Consider the following 15694-nt stretch of genomic DNA (forward strand, 5'->3'; position numbering starts at 1 on the left):
TCATCAGCGGCGGGGATTATCTTACCACATCAGTTTCGCTTTGTCAAGCACTTCTTTAGATTTTTTTGAATCTTTTTCAGCTCTCATCCGCAGCTCTCGCAGTGGTTTGCCGCTCTTGCCGGGCGACTTGCATAGATTACCACTCCCCGCCCTTTTTGTCAAGGGTTTTTTTCAAATTTTTCAAACTTTTTTGACTTATTTTTCCTGACCCCTATATCTTTGGTCTACTTCACTTTTTTCTACAAGATGTGCCATATTTCTCGGTTTTTCGAAGGAGGCTTTCCACAGCAAGCAGCAGTGCCGGCAACAAAAATCCCAGCGCCAGGTTTCCCGCAGGGACCATGTGGCGGTTCCACTCCTCCGCAGTTCCTATAGTGGGAAAGAGAAGCAGCGCCCCGGCGGCGGCCAATGGAACAGTCCCCCAGCCTGCCCATCTCATCCCTCTCCCCGGCAGCAGCTGGTCTGCCATGGCGCGGACGGAAAAAACCAGTATGCCCCCCATGGTCAGGTCAGCAAAGGTCCAAAGGGCGGCCACCACACCCTCCACCCGCTGAAAGGCACCCTCCACCCCTACGCTTTTGGCCAGAGAGAAGAAGGGGTTGTCCAGGCGGGCCGCCAGCTCCGCGCCCAGGTTACCCAGAATAATGGCCTGGGCCGCCGCCAGCAGCAGCACGCCCCCCAGCCCCCAGAACAGCCAGTGCCAATTTTTCCGTTCACCCTGATCCCGGACCTCTCCCATCAGAAAGGGCAGGAACAGTCCCCACCCCATTACCCCGGCGGCTGACAACGTCGCTTGAAGTACCGGGGCGGCGTCAGCCCACCAAATGGGAAACAGCCGCTCCGGCTTGGACTGGAACAGCGACAGCCCCAGTACCACTCCGGCGGTTATCAGCAGGGCGGTGAGGAAAAGCTGTCCCGCCCGGGCAAAGGCGGGCAGCTGGCCCCTGCCAATCCACAGCAGCACCGCCGCCATCGCCAGCAGGAAAAACCACAGTGAGCCGTCCCGCTCCCCGGAGGCCAGCAGCCGCTGGGCGCACAACCGCAAGCGAAGGGATAGAAGAAACAGCGCCCATACTATATATAATAGGAGCACCCCGCCGCCCAGCCAACGCCCCAGCACTTCGGTGACGGCTGCGGCCAGTCCTCGTTGATCCGCCAACGCCCCCATCAACCACCCCGCCGTCAGCGCCAGCGGCGCGGCCAGCACCACCGCCAGCCAGGCCCCCTTGCCGGCGCCGGGCAGGAGAAGGGCGGGCAGCAGCTCCGCCGCCGGGGCCATCACCCCTGCCCACAGCAGGGCCATCAGCTGAGTGCGGGAAATTTTGCTGTCTCTCATATCTCCTCCACCTGTCGTCTATTTTGCACAGAGACGGATTGTATCCGCTTCTACAAAATTTTTACCTCAACCTGTATCTCCACTGGCACCCGGCCAAACCACTCCGGCCAGTCCTCCCGGACCGCCTGCCACTTTGCGGGGTGGAACATCCCCGCTTTAGCTCCAAGGCCGGCGCAGTCCGTCCCCAGCGCCTGAAGCTGTTCCATCGCCAGCGCCAGCCGGGCCTGTTCCCGCGCCTCCAGCCCTGCTTTCAGCTGCTCCAGACCCTCCTGTTCTAGACGCCGGCGGTACTCAGACAGGCGGGCCTCCACCTTGCAGGTCAATTTCAGGACGAAAGGGGTGTCTCCCTGAAATTCCAGCCTGCTTTGGGTGTGGGCGGAAGTAATTTTGACAGAAACCTTTTGATCGGACAGTTCCTCCACCAGAATGTCGGCGGCAGGACCCCCTGCCAGCAGCTCCAGCCCTTTGGCCGCCTCACCCTCCAAAAAGCCGGCCAGGGCATCCCCTCTTAAAATTCCGTAGCCCCGTTCGGTGAGGACAGCGGTTTCGTCCCCGACGGGGGAGAGGGCGGGGACAAAGGAGGAGCCCAGCTCCAGCAGGTCGGTGTATACCTCCCCGGCGGTGCGGGTGAGGGCGGCGATTCCCATTTCGCTGTCGTTTCGCAGGGTTTCCAGGCGGCTGTCCACCCCCTCATCACCGCCGGCGGCCACCGCTTCCCCGGCGGCGGCCCCCTGCACCAGCCACAGCTGAGCCCCCAGGCCCAGTTCCACGTCCCGGGCAAAGTAGTCCAGCACCGGACGAATTCCCTGTTCCGCCAGCTCTCCCCCTATGAGCAGCTGGTCCACATAGCCGAAGAAGACGTAGCTGTCGCTCTGCCCCTGCATGGCCAGGCAGGCTCCGCTCAGAGACTCCCGTGCGGCGGACAGCACCAGGGCTGGCTCGTCCTCAGCCTGGATGCCCTTGGCCCTGGGGCCGGTGGAACCGGTGACGGTCACCCCGCCGGGGGCAACGTCAATACCCATGGTTCGCAGAAGGGCCATATCCCCCATCTCCCGGGCAGAGGGAAGCTGGCCGCAGCCAGCCAGGAGCAGACAGGCGGCCAGCAGGAGAATACATCCTTTTTTCATCTCTGGTTCCTCCTGTTTTGGGTCTTGATGGGGCCATCCCGCCACTTCATGTCGGGCAGGGGCAGCCGGAACAGACTGGGATGTCCCCGGGGCACTCTGGTCCCTGTGGTAAAGGGGGCCAAATAGGGCACACCGAAGGACTCCAGCTCCGCCAGGTGGTAGATCAGGGCGGCACAGCCCAGGGCCAGGCCGGTCAGTCCGCCCAGGCTGGCCAGAATGGCCAGCAGAAAACGCCACAGCCGCAGTGCGTTGCCAAAGTCCTGACTTGGCTGAGTGTACCCGGCCACACCCGCTATAGCTACGGCGATCAGGACGGCGGGGGAGACAATATGGGCGTCCACCGCCGCATTGCCCACCACCAGTCCGCCCAGAATGGAGACGGTAGCGCCGATCGGCCCCGGAAGGCGCAGTCCCGCCTCCTGAATCACCTCAAAGGCCAGAAGCATAATGAGCACCTCAAATATGGTGGAAAAAGGGACCTCCCGCTTGGCCGCCACAATAGACAGGGCCAGCTTCGGGGGAATGGCCTCCGGATGAAAGGTGACCAGGGCGATATACAGCCCGGGCACCAGCAGGGTAATCAGACAGCACATCCAGCGGATTACACTGAGGGCGGAGGCCACCAGCCAGTGGTAGGCCCGGTCCTGTCCGGTCTTGAAAAACTGGTCGATGGTGCCGGGCAGAAGCCAGCCCAAAGGGATGCCGTCGGCAAAGAGGCCCACCCGGCCCTCCAAAAGCCCCTGGCAGAAGCGGTCAGGACGCTGGGTGTAGGGCATAAGGGGAAAGGGGGACCTGGCCGCATCCACCAGGTACTCCTCCAAATTGCCCGCCGCCTCTACGCCGTCGATATCAATGGCCTCCAGCCGCCGCTCCAGCTGGGCCACTGTGTCCGGGTCGGCAATACCGTCCAGCCAGAGGACATCCACCGGGGTGAGGGACTGCCGGCCCACAATGTGCTCCCGGATCTTCAGCTCCGGAGCCCGGAGGCGGCGGCGGATTAGGGAGGTGTTGGTGCGCAGGCTCTCCACAAAGGAGTCCCGGGCCCCTTTCAGGGCGGGCTCGTTCTCCGGCTCGCCCACAGACCGCTTCTCCTCGGTGGCCACGGGAAAGATCAAAGCGTCATCCCGCCCCTCCAGGAAAAGGGCGCAGCTGCCGCCAATCAGGGCGAAGACCACCTTGTCCAGCTCGGTCTCCCGGTTGGCCCCGTGGGCGTAGAGGGCCCCCCGCTCCATCAGGTCGAAAAGCTGGCTCTCCGGGGCGGTAGCCAGCATGGGGTCCTGGGCCAGGGGGCGCAGAACATAGTCGTTGAGCCGCTCCGACCGGGCCTGACCGTCCACATAGCAGACCACGGCCTTTCGATTGGCGTCTCCATGGAGGTAGACCTCCCGCTTGGAAAAGTCCACACAGTCTGAGAAGACCTCCTCCAGCCGCGCCAGCGACAGCGGGCCGGGGATGCGGGGCTCCTGCCTGGGGTGGGGCGCGTTGGCTTCACTCTGTCTGGACATAAAAACGCCCTCCTTTGGGCTTACAGCAATCATCAGATTTGCTGCTACATGCAGGGACGGCCTTTGGCCGCCCCTACCGCTTCGGTGTCAGCAATTTTGCAGTTTGCTATAGTATGCCAAAGAAAGGCCGGTTTATGCTTATATCAAGGCAAAGCAGAAAATTCAAAAGCTGATTGCAAACCAGAGCGGCAGCAAAGACAAATAGCTGCAAAGCGGGCCGGGGCGCGTTCCCTGGCTTTTTTCCTCCAAAACCTTGTGTCTCAAGGACCGCAACCCGCAGTTGACAAAAAGAACCCGGCGGCTGGTTGTCAAATTTGTGTCAATCGGGTATGCTGAGAGCAGAAAAAGCAAGGAGGTGTCCACTATGACATTGGGCCAGCGCATTCAGGAGCTGCGAAAAAGTTTTGGCCTCTCCCAGGAAGAGCTGGGGGAAAAGATGGGAGTATCCCGCCAGGCCATCAGCAAGTGGGAGGGGGACCAGGCCATCCCAGAGCTGGACAAGCTCATTCCTTTGTCCAAGCTCTTCGGCCTCACCGTGGGCCAGCTCTTAGGGGTGGAGCAGCCCGTCCCCGCTCCGCCTGCGGCCCCGCTTAAACCGTCCGGGCGGGCAAAAGCGCTTCTGGCCGGGATGGGAGCGGCCCTTCTCATTCTGGCTGTTCTGGTGGGGATGCTGTGGTCTCAGGTTCTGTCGCTGGAACGGCAGACCGCTCTGAACGAGGAATATGTCTCCTGCTATCACCGGGAGCTTTTCCAGACAGCGGAGTGCCGGCTCAGCGACATTGAGCTGGGGTTCCCCTGGTATGAAGGGGACCAGGATCTGACCCTGGACTTCACCCTGCGTCCGGTAAAACAGTTCAAGGGTTGGAGTGTACTCGGCTATACCGCTATAATCCAGAGCCGGGCCCCGATCTGGTGGCTGAATGGGGGGCAGCCTGAAGATGACGCCCCTCCGCCCCGTACCGAATACCTGACCGCCGATCCGAAAACCGGCAAGGCATCCCTGACCCTGCCCGGCTACCAGGGAGAATCGGTCACCGTCCAGGCTACCCTCCGGGAAAAGGGAACTGGACGGGAGCTCACAACGGACACCGTGTTCACCGTCACGCCTGAAATTGCGTTTCCCTCTCTCATCCTGACCGCGATCCAGGCGGAATCCAATCCCGCTCCCGACGCCGTCATCCCAAAATCCATCGCCCTCGCTCTTCCAAACCCCCAGTTTGAATCCTGAGCAAACAAAACAGCGGACCGCCAAGCGGTCCGCTATTTTTGTATTCTGTTCAGCTGTTTGATAAGCGCCTGGGCGGCAATCCCGGTAAACAGCCCGGCAAGCACAGCGGCAATCACCAGATAGGGGAGGTAGGCCATCACCGCCCAGCTGCGCATAACGGCGGCGGCGGCGAGAAGCTGGCCCAAATTGTGAAAGACGGCTGCCACAGGGCTGGCCAGCCAGATCTGCTCTTCGGTAAGCAGCTTTCGCAGCAGGCACAGCACACACCAGCTCAAAACGCCTCCGGCGGCGCTGTAAATCAGGGTCATCATCTGCCCGGAGAACACCGCCCCCAAAAACACTCGGGCGGACAGCACCAGCAGGGCGTCCCCCGGCCCCATAGCGAACATGGCGTACACGGTGACGACATTGGCCAGGCCCAGCTTGACGCCGGGAATGGTGGTCAGGGCGGGGATCTGAGCCTCCACCATAAAAATGGTCAGGGCAATGGCGGTCAGCAGAGCCAGCCGGGTAATCCGTCCCGCTCCCTTAACCGGCCCCGCCATCCAGCTCACCTCCAGCCCCCACAATTTCAACGATAAGCCTGTGGGGCAGACAGACAATGGGCACAGCGCCATCGGATATCCAGCCCTGATTCACACAGACCTGGTCGGGACAGTCGGCCTCTGAGATGCGGACGCGGCCCGGTTCCACCAAAACAGTATTGCTCCCGCTCCCGTCCTCCAGGGTGAGAGAGTAGGGCTTCTCCACCTGATTCAGGTCAATTTCCTCCAGCAGAACGCCGTCCCGGGTGATTCGGGCCACGGGGGAAGCTGTCCCCCTGTTTTGGAGCAGGAGAAACCCCGCTGAGGCAGCCAAAGCCGCCAGCAGGAGAAGAAGTATCGCCTTGGTCCTCATTCCAGCACGGTCACCTCCCGGTCCTCATAGCCCTCCGCCAGGGAGAAGCGGCCCTCCAGTCCGGCGGTGCGGTAAATTCCGCCCTCTTCCGTGACGAACACAGCCTCAAATTCCAGCTCGGGGTGGTCCCTCCAGAATTGGGTTCCCTTCTCCAGCCCCATGACAAACAGGGCGGTGGACAGTCCGTCGCAGGTGAGGGCGGAGGGGGACACCACCGTCACCGAACTCAGTCCGGACTTGGCGGGGGCAGCGGTATCCGGGTCCAGGATGTGCCAGTAGATTTCCTCGTCCTGTTCAAAATACCGCTGGTAGCCCCCGGAGGTGCCCATGGCCATGTCGGTCAGCTCCACCACGGCGAAATAGCCCTCCCCCTCCGGGTCCCGGATGCCCACCCGCCAGGGGGAGCCGTCCGGCTTGGCCCCCACCGCCGCAATGGTGCTCTGGCCCAGATTCAGCAGGGCGGAGGTAATACCCGACCCCCGGGCGGAGGCCGCTATCTGATCTCCGGCAAATCCCTTGGCCACCGCCCCAAGGTCCAATTCCATCCCGGCGGGCAGGGTCACTGTATCTCGTTCCGCATGGACCGACCAGTCGGGCTCGCCGTCCGGGCCAACCGGAACGGAATGGCTCTCCAGCCCCAGTTCGACCACAGTGTAGTCGATCTTCTCCGTCAGCTCCGCCAGCTCGGCAGGGGAGGGCACCCGGTACTCCTCCTGGGTAAAGCCCCAGGCCCTCACGGCGGGGTAGGCGGTAATGTCCAGGGCCCCGTCCGTAATCTCGCACAGCTCTAGGGCTTGGACCAGCAGTTCAACCGTAGGTGCGTCCACCTCCACCCTCTGACCTTTCGAGCGGTTGATTTGATTCACATCGCCGCATTCATTGTTTACAGAAAACAGACTGTCCAGCCTTCTCAGGGTCACATTTATCTGATCCTGCACACGCTGGTTCTCCGTTTCACCCTTGCCATAAAAGGTAAAGCTCATGAACGTATTCATGGCGAAGGTGGAAAATTCCACCGGCTCCGGGACCTTTTTGCAGGCCGTCAGCAAGCACAGCGCCGCCAGCAGGGTGCAAAGCAGCCTTTTTTTCATAAAATCTCCTTATACATAGCGGCGGCGTCCGCCTTGCCTACGTTGTCGGCCACCACCAGCACCTCCACCTTGACGGTATTGGCGCCGAATTTCAGCTCCAGCCGGTCGCCCACCTTCACATCGTAGCTGGCCTTTACCGTTCTGCCATTGACGCTGACCCGGTCGTTGTCGCAGGCCTCGTTGGCCACGGTGCGGCGCTTAATCAGGCGGGATACCTTCAGCCATTTGTCCAGTCGCATGATCTTTCCTCCAAAAAATAAGGGAGCGCCGGGTTCCGGCGCCCCTCTTCTTCATTACACAGCTAATTCAATCAGCGGGCAACCGCGTCCTTCAGGGCTTTGCCGGCCTTGAACACCGGGGCCTTGGAGGCGGGGATGGGAATCTGCTCCTTGGTCTGGGGGTTGCGGCCCATCCGCTCGGCGCGGGTCTTTACCTCAAAAGAGCCAAAGCCCACCAGCTGGACCTTCTCCCCTCTGCGCAGGGCCTCGGAAATGACGTCAATGGTGGCGGTAACCGCCGTCTCGGCGTCCTTTTTGGACATCTCAGCCTTTTCCGCTACCGCCGCGATCAGTTCAGTTTTGTTCATATTGTCTCCTCCTGTGCATCATATTGACAGCCCGCCTCGGCCGGCCGCCGAAAATATATACTTAATCCCCGTCGGGAATCTGTATTCACAGCCATAAAATGTCAGGCAGGTCTTGCCATTCCCACACTTGCGGGCTGTGAATACAAATCCGTTCCGGGTATTTAAGCCCTCTCTTCCTCCTTGGCCCGCCGCCACAGCGCCTCCAGCGCCGGGACATCCATCTGATCCAGCGGACCCTCTGCCATCTGTTCCACCCGGCGGAAGCGGCGGATAAACTTCTCGCAGGCCTTGTGCAGGGCGGTCTCGCCGTCCACGCCGGCAAACCGGCCCGCCTTGACGGCGGCAAAGAGCAGATCTCCCAGCTCCTCCTCCACATTAGAGCCCTCTTGCACAGCCCTTTGAAACTCCTCCAGCTCCTCAGTCAGCTTGTCCAGAGCGGGGGAGACCTCCCGCCAGTCAAAGCCCGCCTTGCGGGCTTTACTCTGGAGCTTGGAGGCGCGGGTCAGGGCAGGCAGGGCCCTGGCCACACTGTCCAGCGCGTCGGCGTTGGTGGACTGGCCTTTCTCGGTCCGCTTCCGGGCGTCCCAGGCGGACAGGGCCCCCTCCGAATCGCTGGCCTCCACCGTTCCAAAAACGTGGGGATGGCGGTAGACCAGCTTTTTACACACCCCGTCTACCACATCATCAAAGGTGAACTGCCCGGCCTCCTGGGCCATGCAGGAGTGGAACACCACCTGGAGCAGTACATCCCCCAGCTCCTCTTTCAGGTTATCCATGTCCATATGGTCGATGGCGTCGGCGGCCTCATAGGCCTCTTCCAGCATGTTCTCCCGGATGGACTGATGGGTCTGCTGCCTGTCCCAGGGACAGCCCCCGGGCGCGCGGAGCAGCTCCATGATTTTTTTCAGATCGTCCATGCTGTAATGTTCCGCCATTTGAAAATCTACCACAATCTCGCTTCCTTATCAAGTGTTTTTCATCATTTTTCGCCTTTGCAGGGAAACTTGCATCATTTTCCTCTTAGTTTCCCTTTTTACATGGCCGTCACAGCCGAAGCAGGCGGGCAATCTTGTCTCCCTTGGGCATCAGGGCCAGGTCATCCCGGGAGATAGCCCGCAGGGCAATTACCAGCACAGCGTAGATGACCACCGCCACACCGATAGCTCCCAGCGTCATCAGGGCGTTGCCGGTGCGGCTCAGGCCCAGCACCAGTCCGGCCTCAGCGTCCAGACTGCACAGCCTCGCTCCAAGGCCTCCCGGCAGCTCGCCGGCGGCCAGTGCCGCCTTCAGGCTCTTCGCCCCCAGGGACAGGCACACCCTGGACCCCAGGCCGTACACCGCCCAGGCCGACCCGCCCATCAGGGCGGAGGCCAGGAAGGGTTTCAGAAAGACCTCCAGATACCGGGGCCGGCGGGGAATCACCCGGGCAATGAGGAACAGGTCCAGCCCCAAACACAGCCCAAAGCAGAGAATATTCCCCATTGGCGCACCATAGATGCCCACCTTGGGCATGGCCACCACATTGTAATTGACAAAAATCTTCAGGCATCCCCCCACCACCATCACCAAAATGGGCAGGTTGACAAAGCCGTGGGCCTGGAGCACTGAGTTGCACACCAGCATCATGCACACAAACACTGTGGCCAGCCCCAGGGTAGACAGCAACGGCCCGGCCAGCTCCGTTTCCAGGGCGGGGTAGAGCAGCGTCATAATAGGCTTGCCCATGACAAACAGGCCCACCCCCATGGGGAAGGAGAGCAGGGCGGTCACCCGCAGAGCGGAGCTGGACACCCGGCTCGCCCCCCGCCGGTCCCGGCGGGCCAGCGCCCCGGAGACAGCGGGAATTACCGAGGCGGTGATGGCCGCCATCAAAGAGGTAGGCAGGTTGTAGATGTTCAGCGCACCGCCGTAGTTGCCATAGAGGGAGCGGCTCAAAGACTCCAGCAGGGCGTGGACCTCCCAGGCGGCGCTGTCCAGCCCGGTGAGGGCGGTCCCCGCCGCCTGAGCGGCCTGGGCCGCATCCACCTGTTTGGACAGGGTGGCCATGGTGGCGGCGGTCCCGGTGGGCAGAAGGGCCTTCCAGTTGGCAATGGCCTCCTCCAGGGGGGCGAAGTCGATAAAAGCAAATCCGGAATACAGCTCCCAGCAGTTCCGGTTTTCCAGCAGCACCCGCTGGAGCTGGCCCTGGACCAGGGAGGAGTCAATTACCGTGACAATGCCCACCATAGAGGAGCTGAGGGTGATTGGGATAGCGATACGCAGGATATCCTTCACAATGACCGCCGGGGCGTCCGGCTCATCCCGGGCCGGGATGCCAACATCCCCCTTAAAGGTATAGTTCAGCACCATGTAGACCAGGGCCACCATAGTACCCACCGTCACGCCGGTGATGGCGCCGGCGGCGGCGGTTTCCGGGGGCTGGTTGTTCTTAATCAGCCACCAGGCCAGAGACAGACCAATGAACAGCTTGCACAGGGCCTCGATAATCTGAGAGATGGAGGTGGGGGTCATATTCAGGTGCCCCTGGGTATAGCCCCGCAGGGCGGCCAGACAGCCCACGCACACCACCGCCGGGGAGAGGGCCCGGATGCCGGGGGCGGCCTTGGTGTCGTGCATCATCTCGGCCAGCAGGTCGGCCCTGAAGTACATTACCAAAAAGGAGATCACGCCCAGAATCAGGAACATCCCTAAAGCCAGCTGAAAGGTGCGTCGCACCTGCCCCCGCCGGTCCTGGGCGTTGGCCTCGCTCACCAGCTTGGACACCGCCACAGGCAGTCCGGCGGTGGAGATGGTGAGCAGCACGGCGTAGATGTTGTAGGCGTTGGTGAAGTCGGTGTTCCCCTGGGCGCCGATAATGTTGACCAGGGGGATCTTGTAGAACATCCCGATCAGCTTCACCACCAGGATGCCCACCGCCAGGATGGCCGCCCCGCCGAAGAAGGTATTTTGTTTTCCGCTTCCGCGGGAGGGCGCATCATATCTGGCCATAGGCCGCCTCCTAAATTGATGTATTGGGTTTACTGACCAAGTGGAGCCGGGAGATTGTCGTCCTCCAGAAGAAGAAGCCCCGGCCTGCCCCGGGTCAGCTCTATAACCCGGGAGCCGTCGTCATAGGGGTGGCAGTCCCGCTCCACGATAGCGAAGGGGCACACGCAGGCTGGAACGCCCTTTCGCAGCTCCCGCAGGCTGATATGCTCGTCCTCCTCCATCCCGGTCTGGATAGCCCTTACCGCCGGGAACTGCCACAGCTTTTCAGCCAGCTCCCGCAGCCGCCCCGCTTGCTCCGGCAGGAAGATGGTGTAATTGCCCTCGTCCACCACCTCACTCTCCGGGATGATGATGGAGCAGTTGAACAGTCCCTCATCCGGATATTGATTCATCCAGAAGCCCCGGACCTCGCTGTAATCTCCGAAGCGGTACAAGGTCTGTTTGTAGTCGCAGGAGCGGTAGGTGGTGGGCTCCAGGACGAAATCCGCCTCCAGCTTTTGCTGGTTCCAGGCGGCGATCTCTGTTTGCGACAGCCCTTCATCACCCCAGTAGCCATCCAAAAACTTCAGGCCAGTCTTGGCCAGATGGGCGTCGAAGTCCGCGATAAAGTCCGGATAGAGGTCTTTCCTCAGAAATTGCAGGGACATTTCAAAGTAGGCGGGCATTTACTTCCCTCCAAAGATGTGGGGCAGGGCGTAGTCCTGCACCTCGGCCCTGATCTTCTCCATGTCCAGGGTGAGGAACTGCCCATTCTCATATATGATTTTTCCCCGGGCCATATTCATCACCACGTTGGAGGGGTCGGCGGAATAGACCAGATTTTCCATCACGTCATGGCAGGGGAAGAGGTTGGGGTGGGTAAAATCCACCAGAATCAGGTCGGCAATTTTTCCCGGAGCAATCACACCGGTATCCCGGCCCAGGGCACGGGCCCCGTTGACGGTGGCCATGGCCAGGATATCCGCCGCGGACAGCTGGCCGTGGTCCTCCCCAAAGTTCCAGTTCTGGGTCAAGGCGGCCACCTTCATCTCCTCGAACATATTGTAGCTGTTGTTGGAGGCCACCCCGTCGGTGCCCAGGGCGACGTCCATCCCCTGATCCCGCAGGAAGAACAGGGGGGCCACCCCGGACATCAGCTTCAGGTTGGACGCCGGGTTGTGGACGGCGGCAACCCCCCGTTTGGCCAGCAGCTCCGCATCTCCTCCGGACAGGTAGACGCAGTGGGCGGCAATGCCGCCGTTTTGCCACACGCCGTATTGATCCAGCACCTGCGCAGGGGTCTCACCGTATTTCTCAATACATTTTTCATGCTCCAAATGGGTCTCGGACACGTGGACATGCATCCGCAGGCCGTGCTTCTGGGCAAAGTCCGCCACCCACTTCCACGCCGGAGCGCAGGAGGTGTACTCCGCATGGATAGAGGCGTCCACCTTGATCTGTCCCTCCCCAGCGTTGTGCCAGTTCTCATAGAGGCGGATGTGGTTGGCGCAGTCGCTGCATTGTTCCGGGGAAAAATCCGCTGGATTTCCGAAGTACACCGCTCCGCAGGCCAGATTGGCGGAAATTCCCGCCTCCAGCACCGTTTGGGCGATGGTCTCCGTCTTCATATACATGTCGGCAATGCAGGTGGTGCCCGAGGCGATCATCTCGGCCAGCCCCAGGGCCGCCCCGGCGGCCACGCACCGCTCGTCCAGCTTGGCCTCGGCGGGGAAGATGTAGTCGTTGAGCCAGTGCTGAAGGTCACAGCCCCCGCCGTAACCCCGCATGAGGGTCATGGGCACATGGGTATGGGCGTTGACAAAGCCGGGCATCAGCACCTTGCCGGCGCAGTCGATCACCCGCTCAAACTCCCCGGCGGGGCGCTCCGTCCCCACTGAGGCGATCTTGGTCCCCTCCACCGCCACAAGGGCGTCTTTGAGGACAGGATTCGCTGAATCCATGGTAACAGCGGTAACATTTTCAAAGAGAACAGACATTTCAGGTTTCCTCCCATCTAAAGCCTCCCTTCGCAAAGGGAGGCGTCACCGCCGAAGGCGGTGACGGAGGGTTTTCCCCAATCGAAAACGCAACTGTCCTTGTTGGGAGAAAACCCCCAGTCAGCTTCGCTGACAGCCCCTTTTGCGAAGGGGGCCTTTGGAGCGATATTTCGCCGGGAGCCCCCTTTGTTAAAGGGGGGCTTTTTACATCTTCCGCAGGCAGGCCCGCACCAGTCCGGAGAATTTCTCCCGGGCGGCGGCGGCGGCGTCCAGCACCTCCTGCTCGCTGAGGGGCTGGTCCAGGATGCCGGCGGCCATATTGGACAGCAGGGTCAGACCCAGGATTTCCATACCGCAGTGACCGGCCACAATGACCTCCGGAGCGGTGGACATACCCACGGCGTCCCCTCCCAGGATACGGGCGGCCCGGATCTCCGCTGGGGTCTCGTACTGGGGGCCGTAGCAGTAGAAGTAGACCCCTTCCCGCAGGGGGATATTCCGCTCTTTAGCGGTCTGGCGGGCCAGCTCCTGGAGGCGGGGGGTATACAGGTGGGAGGCGTCGGGGAAGCGGACGCCGAACTCAGGCAGATTTTCTCCCCGGAGGGGAGATTCGGAGAACATCTTGATCTGGTCGGTGATGAGCATCAGGTCGCCGGCCTTCCACTGGGTATTGACGCAGCCGGCGGCGTTGGTGACAATCAGCGTGTCGCACCCCAGCAGCCGCAGCACCCGCAGGGCGTAGGACACCGCCTCGTAGGAGTAGCCCTCATAGTGGTGCATCCGGCCCTGCATCACGGCCACCTTCTGGCCCTCCAGCATTCCAAAGACCAGCCTGCCCTTGTGGCCGGGGGCGGTGGAAGCTTTAAAGTGGGGGATGTCCTTATAGTCAATGGCGACGGCGTTCTCCACCTCATCTCCCAGATAGCCCAGTCCGGAGCCCAGCACCATAGCCACCTTGGGGACAAAGTCCCCCAGGCGGTCCCGGATCACCTGGGCGCTGGCCCGGTATTGTTCCATTGTGTAGTCCATAAGCGCCTCCTTACAGCTGAGTGCCGCAGTGGCGGCAGAATTTGTCCCCCTTGCCGCAGGGCTCGCCGCAGCCGGGGCAGGTGAGGGCCTGCTTCAAATCGGAGATGCGGCCTTTCAGCTCGGCAATCCTTACCGCCTTCTCGTCCGCCTGGGCCAGAAGCTGGTTCACCGCGTCGTTTTCAGGCACCTCGCCCTTGTGGGTGTCGTACATCACCTGGCCCAGCTGGCGCATCAGGTCATTGTACTCCCCGTTCAGGTCGAAAAGCTGGACGTTCAGCTTGGCCACGTCCACCATCTGGCCCGCCCGTTTGCCCGCCGCCCGCGCTCCGTCTGCGGCGGCGTCAGCCGCGTAGTTGGCGGTCCCTTTCACCCGGTCCAGCAGGGCTTTTACCTTGTCGTCCATAACCATACTCCTCCAATCTAAAGTATCGTAAGTGTATTTTACACCAATTATTCCCGGATTGCAACTGGTTCAGCACACCACGAAAATCAATTTTGCCACTGTAGGGCACAACGACCCTGGCACGCCGTCCGCAAAAACTGCCAATCAGGGACGTGCCCAGTTTCCGCCCTGTAAATACGGCTGGATGTTCTGAACATTGATTTCGCAGGGGCGGCCTGTGGCCGCCCCTGCAGATCACATCAATTCTGATGATTGCTATTTTCGCCAAGGAGTGGTAAAATAACATGAATTGGTATGACATGCCCACCGGCATGGGCAGACTGAACAGGTATTTCCCATCAGAGACAGAAGGGGGCTATCCTTATGCGCAAGCTGGTCATTGAGCGGGCCGCAGTCAAGCACAACCTGTCCGTTATCAAGGAGCGGGCCGCCGGTGCGGTCATCTACGGCGTGCTCGCCGGCGACGGCGGAGGGGCGGGCATTGTCCCGCTGGCCAAGCTGCTCCGGGCGGAGGGTATTGGCCGTTTTGCCGTGTATGAGGTTCAGGAGGCCAAAAAACTGCGGGAGGCCGGCTTTGAGGATGAGGAGATCCTCATGCTCCGCTCCACCACCGACCGGGAGGAACTGGAGCAGCTGGTAGACCTGAACGTGGTATGCACCATCTCCTCGGTGGACACGGGGCTGGCCCTCAACGCCCTGGCTGAAAACCGGGCCACTGTGGCCTGCGCCCACATCCAGATTGACACCGGCATGGGCTTTGGCGGCTTTCTGGTCAGCGACCCGGACAAGATTCTGCTGGCCTACCGCTCTTTGCCCAATGTGGCCCTGGAGGGCATCTATACCCAGCTTCACGCCATGAAGGTGGGCGACCCGGAGTCCGCCCACCAGCTGGACCAGTTCCACTATGTGCTGGACACCATCCACGCCGCCGGCTTTGAGACGGGCACCGTCCACGCCGCCGGCTCCTTCGCCCTGCTCCACAACGACAGCGCCCGGCTGGACGGCGTGCGGGCCGGGTCGGCCATCCTGGGCCGGTGCCGCCGCACCAAGGACGACCGGCTTAAAACCGTGGGCTGCGGCGAGGCCCCCCTCTCCGAGGTCCGCTGGCTGCCCAAGGGCCATTCGGTGGGGGCCGACAGGCCCATTGTCCTGAAAAAGCCCACCCGGGTGGCGGTGCTCCCTGTGGGCTATCAAAACGGCCTTGGGGTTGTCCGGCCCAGGGAGACCGGCTTTTGGGCCCTGTGGGCCCAGTGGCGGCGGTCCAAAAAGCGCACCGTCCGTGTGGGCGGCCAGAAGGTCCGGGTCATTGGCCCGATCGGCGCCACCGAGACGCTGCTCAACGTCACCAATGTGAAGTGCTCCGCCGGTGATCTGGCCGTCTTTGATATCGACCCCATTTTTGCCCGGGGATTTGTAAGGGAATTTCGGTAGGGGCCGCCGCCCTCGGCGGCCCGCCGGTTCGATCCACAGGCCGCCCAGGGGGGGCGGCCCGTGCAAATACAATATATGACAAAAGAGGTCTTTTCCT

Annotated in this window: 17 protein-coding genes; 3 read left to right on the forward strand and 14 right to left on the reverse strand. The window is 61.6% G+C overall.

Annotated elements, in window-relative coordinates; translation table 11 throughout:
- On the forward strand, positions 1-208 hold a 208-nt coding region (locus tag NFS22_RS16820; RefSeq protein ID WP_251318866.1), incomplete at its 5' end, for a hypothetical protein.
- A 21-nt stretch (positions 209-229) separates the two neighbouring features.
- Here NFS22_RS16820 and NFS22_RS16825 read toward each other — a convergent pair.
- Genes NFS22_RS16825 through NFS22_RS16835 form a run of 3 tightly spaced genes read right to left on the reverse strand, consistent with a single transcriptional unit; the run spans position 230 to position 3968 of the window.
- Entirely contained in the window at positions 230-1336 is a 1107-nt protein-coding gene (locus tag NFS22_RS16825) for a GerAB/ArcD/ProY family transporter (RefSeq protein ID WP_251318867.1), read from the reverse strand.
- Positions 1337-1386: 50 nt separating this feature from the next.
- Positions 1387-2463, reverse strand: coding sequence for a Ger(x)C family spore germination C-terminal domain-containing protein (locus NFS22_RS16830; protein WP_251318868.1), 1077 nt, complete (start codon positions 2461-2463; stop codon positions 1387-1389).
- Complete coding sequence (locus tag NFS22_RS16835; protein ID WP_251318869.1) at positions 2460-3968, reverse strand: spore germination protein; 1509 nt, start codon at positions 3966-3968, stop codon at positions 2460-2462. The genes NFS22_RS16830 and NFS22_RS16835 overlap by 4 nt, the downstream gene beginning before the upstream one ends.
- A gap of 364 nt (positions 3969-4332) precedes the next feature.
- On the opposite strand from NFS22_RS16835, the gene NFS22_RS16840 reads away from it, so the two are divergent.
- The gene (locus NFS22_RS16840; RefSeq protein WP_251318870.1) at positions 4333-5196 is read left to right on the forward strand and encodes a helix-turn-helix domain-containing protein; all 864 of its coding nucleotides are present in this window, start codon (positions 4333-4335) and stop codon (positions 5194-5196) included.
- 32 nt (positions 5197-5228) lie between these two features.
- On the opposite strand, the gene NFS22_RS16845 is transcribed toward NFS22_RS16840, so the two are convergent.
- The 11 genes from NFS22_RS16845 to NFS22_RS16895 form a co-directional block, all read right to left on the reverse strand.
- Positions 5229-5741: a Gx transporter family protein gene (locus tag NFS22_RS16845; RefSeq protein ID WP_251318871.1), complete on the reverse strand. Its 513-nt coding sequence runs from the start codon at positions 5739-5741 to the stop codon at positions 5229-5231.
- On the reverse strand, positions 5725-6093 hold the full coding sequence (locus NFS22_RS16850) for a NusG domain II-containing protein (protein ID WP_251318872.1): 369 nt from the start codon (positions 6091-6093) through the stop codon (positions 5725-5727). Before NFS22_RS16850 ends, NFS22_RS16845 begins: the two co-directional genes overlap by 17 nt.
- Positions 6090-7184 carry an FAD:protein FMN transferase gene (locus NFS22_RS16855; RefSeq protein ID WP_251318873.1) on the reverse strand — a complete coding sequence of 365 codons (1095 nt, stop codon included), beginning with the start codon at positions 7182-7184 and terminating at the stop codon, positions 6090-6092. Before NFS22_RS16855 ends, NFS22_RS16850 begins: the two co-directional genes overlap by 4 nt.
- Complete coding sequence (locus tag NFS22_RS16860) at positions 7181-7423, reverse strand: RNA-binding S4 domain-containing protein (RefSeq protein ID WP_251318874.1); 243 nt, start codon at positions 7421-7423, stop codon at positions 7181-7183. Before NFS22_RS16860 ends, NFS22_RS16855 begins: the two co-directional genes overlap by 4 nt.
- Before the next feature lie 71 nt (positions 7424-7494).
- Complete coding sequence (locus NFS22_RS16865) at positions 7495-7770, reverse strand: HU family DNA-binding protein (protein ID WP_251318875.1); 276 nt, start codon at positions 7768-7770, stop codon at positions 7495-7497.
- A 161-nt stretch (positions 7771-7931) separates the two neighbouring features.
- Positions 7932-8720 (reverse strand): nucleoside triphosphate pyrophosphohydrolase, encoded by a 789-nt coding sequence (mazG, locus tag NFS22_RS16870; RefSeq protein ID WP_251318876.1) that lies wholly within the window; start codon positions 8718-8720, stop codon positions 7932-7934.
- Positions 8721-8814: 94 nt separating this feature from the next.
- Positions 8815-10758: a putative polysaccharide biosynthesis protein gene (locus NFS22_RS16875; protein WP_251318877.1), complete on the reverse strand. Its 1944-nt coding sequence runs from the start codon at positions 10756-10758 to the stop codon at positions 8815-8817.
- Between the two features lie 29 nt (positions 10759-10787).
- Positions 10788-11423 carry a hypothetical protein gene (locus NFS22_RS16880; protein WP_251318878.1) on the reverse strand — a complete coding sequence of 212 codons (636 nt, stop codon included), beginning with the start codon at positions 11421-11423 and terminating at the stop codon, positions 10788-10790.
- The gene (locus tag NFS22_RS16885) at positions 11424-12734 is read right to left on the reverse strand and encodes an amidohydrolase family protein (RefSeq protein ID WP_251318879.1); all 1311 of its coding nucleotides are present in this window, start codon (positions 12732-12734) and stop codon (positions 11424-11426) included.
- 204 nt (positions 12735-12938) lie between these two features.
- The gene (locus NFS22_RS16890) at positions 12939-13763 is read right to left on the reverse strand and encodes a purine-nucleoside phosphorylase (RefSeq protein ID WP_251318880.1); all 825 of its coding nucleotides are present in this window, start codon (positions 13761-13763) and stop codon (positions 12939-12941) included.
- Positions 13764-13773: 10 nt separating this feature from the next.
- Positions 13774-14166: a zinc ribbon domain-containing protein gene (locus tag NFS22_RS16895; RefSeq protein ID WP_251318881.1), complete on the reverse strand. Its 393-nt coding sequence runs from the start codon at positions 14164-14166 to the stop codon at positions 13774-13776.
- 363 nt (positions 14167-14529) lie between these two features.
- Here NFS22_RS16895 and NFS22_RS16900 point away from each other — a divergent pair, with 363 nt between their 5' ends.
- Positions 14530-15597 carry an alanine racemase gene (locus tag NFS22_RS16900; protein WP_251318882.1) on the forward strand — a complete coding sequence of 356 codons (1068 nt, stop codon included), beginning with the start codon at positions 14530-14532 and terminating at the stop codon, positions 15595-15597.
- Positions 15598-15694: the final 97 nt, after the last annotated feature.

Origin of the sequence: Flintibacter muris, from assembly GCF_943192995.1 — a bacterium.
GTDB lineage: Bacteria > Bacillota > Clostridia > Oscillospirales > Oscillospiraceae > Lawsonibacter > Lawsonibacter muris.

Excerpts from the sequence above, each read along its gene's own strand:
- NFS22_RS16860 (WP_251318874.1), bottom strand. The coding sequence starts at position 7,423 with ATGCGACTGGACAAATGGCTGAAGGTATCCCGCCTGATTAAGCGCCGC.
- NFS22_RS16890 (WP_251318880.1), bottom strand. The coding sequence starts at position 13,763 with ATGGACTACACAATGGAACAATACCGGGCCAGCGCCCAGGTGATCCGG.
- NFS22_RS16855 (WP_251318873.1), bottom strand. The coding sequence starts at position 7,184 with ATGAAAAAAAGGCTGCTTTGCACCCTGCTGGCGGCGCTGTGCTTGCTG.
- NFS22_RS16900 (WP_251318882.1), top strand. The coding sequence starts at position 14,530 with ATGCGCAAGCTGGTCATTGAGCGGGCCGCAGTCAAGCACAACCTGTCC.
- NFS22_RS16865 (WP_251318875.1), bottom strand. The coding sequence starts at position 7,770 with ATGAACAAAACTGAACTGATCGCGGCGGTAGCGGAAAAGGCTGAGATG.
- NFS22_RS16825 (WP_251318867.1), bottom strand. The coding sequence starts at position 1,336 with ATGAGAGACAGCAAAATTTCCCGCACTCAGCTGATGGCCCTGCTGTGG.
- NFS22_RS16880 (WP_251318878.1), bottom strand. The coding sequence starts at position 11,423 with ATGCCCGCCTACTTTGAAATGTCCCTGCAATTTCTGAGGAAAGACCTC.
- NFS22_RS16875 (WP_251318877.1), bottom strand. The coding sequence starts at position 10,758 with ATGGCCAGATATGATGCGCCCTCCCGCGGAAGCGGAAAACAAAATACC.
- NFS22_RS16845 (WP_251318871.1), bottom strand. The coding sequence starts at position 5,741 with ATGGCGGGGCCGGTTAAGGGAGCGGGACGGATTACCCGGCTGGCTCTG.
- NFS22_RS16830 (WP_251318868.1), bottom strand. The coding sequence starts at position 2,463 with ATGAAAAAAGGATGTATTCTCCTGCTGGCCGCCTGTCTGCTCCTGGCT.
- NFS22_RS16840 (WP_251318870.1), top strand. The coding sequence starts at position 4,333 with ATGACATTGGGCCAGCGCATTCAGGAGCTGCGAAAAAGTTTTGGCCTC.
- NFS22_RS16885 (WP_251318879.1), bottom strand. The coding sequence starts at position 12,734 with ATGTCTGTTCTCTTTGAAAATGTTACCGCTGTTACCATGGATTCAGCG.
- NFS22_RS16835 (WP_251318869.1), bottom strand. The coding sequence starts at position 3,968 with ATGTCCAGACAGAGTGAAGCCAACGCGCCCCACCCCAGGCAGGAGCCC.
- NFS22_RS16895 (WP_251318881.1), bottom strand. The coding sequence starts at position 14,166 with ATGGACGACAAGGTAAAAGCCCTGCTGGACCGGGTGAAAGGGACCGCC.
- NFS22_RS16850 (WP_251318872.1), bottom strand. The coding sequence starts at position 6,093 with ATGAGGACCAAGGCGATACTTCTTCTCCTGCTGGCGGCTTTGGCTGCC.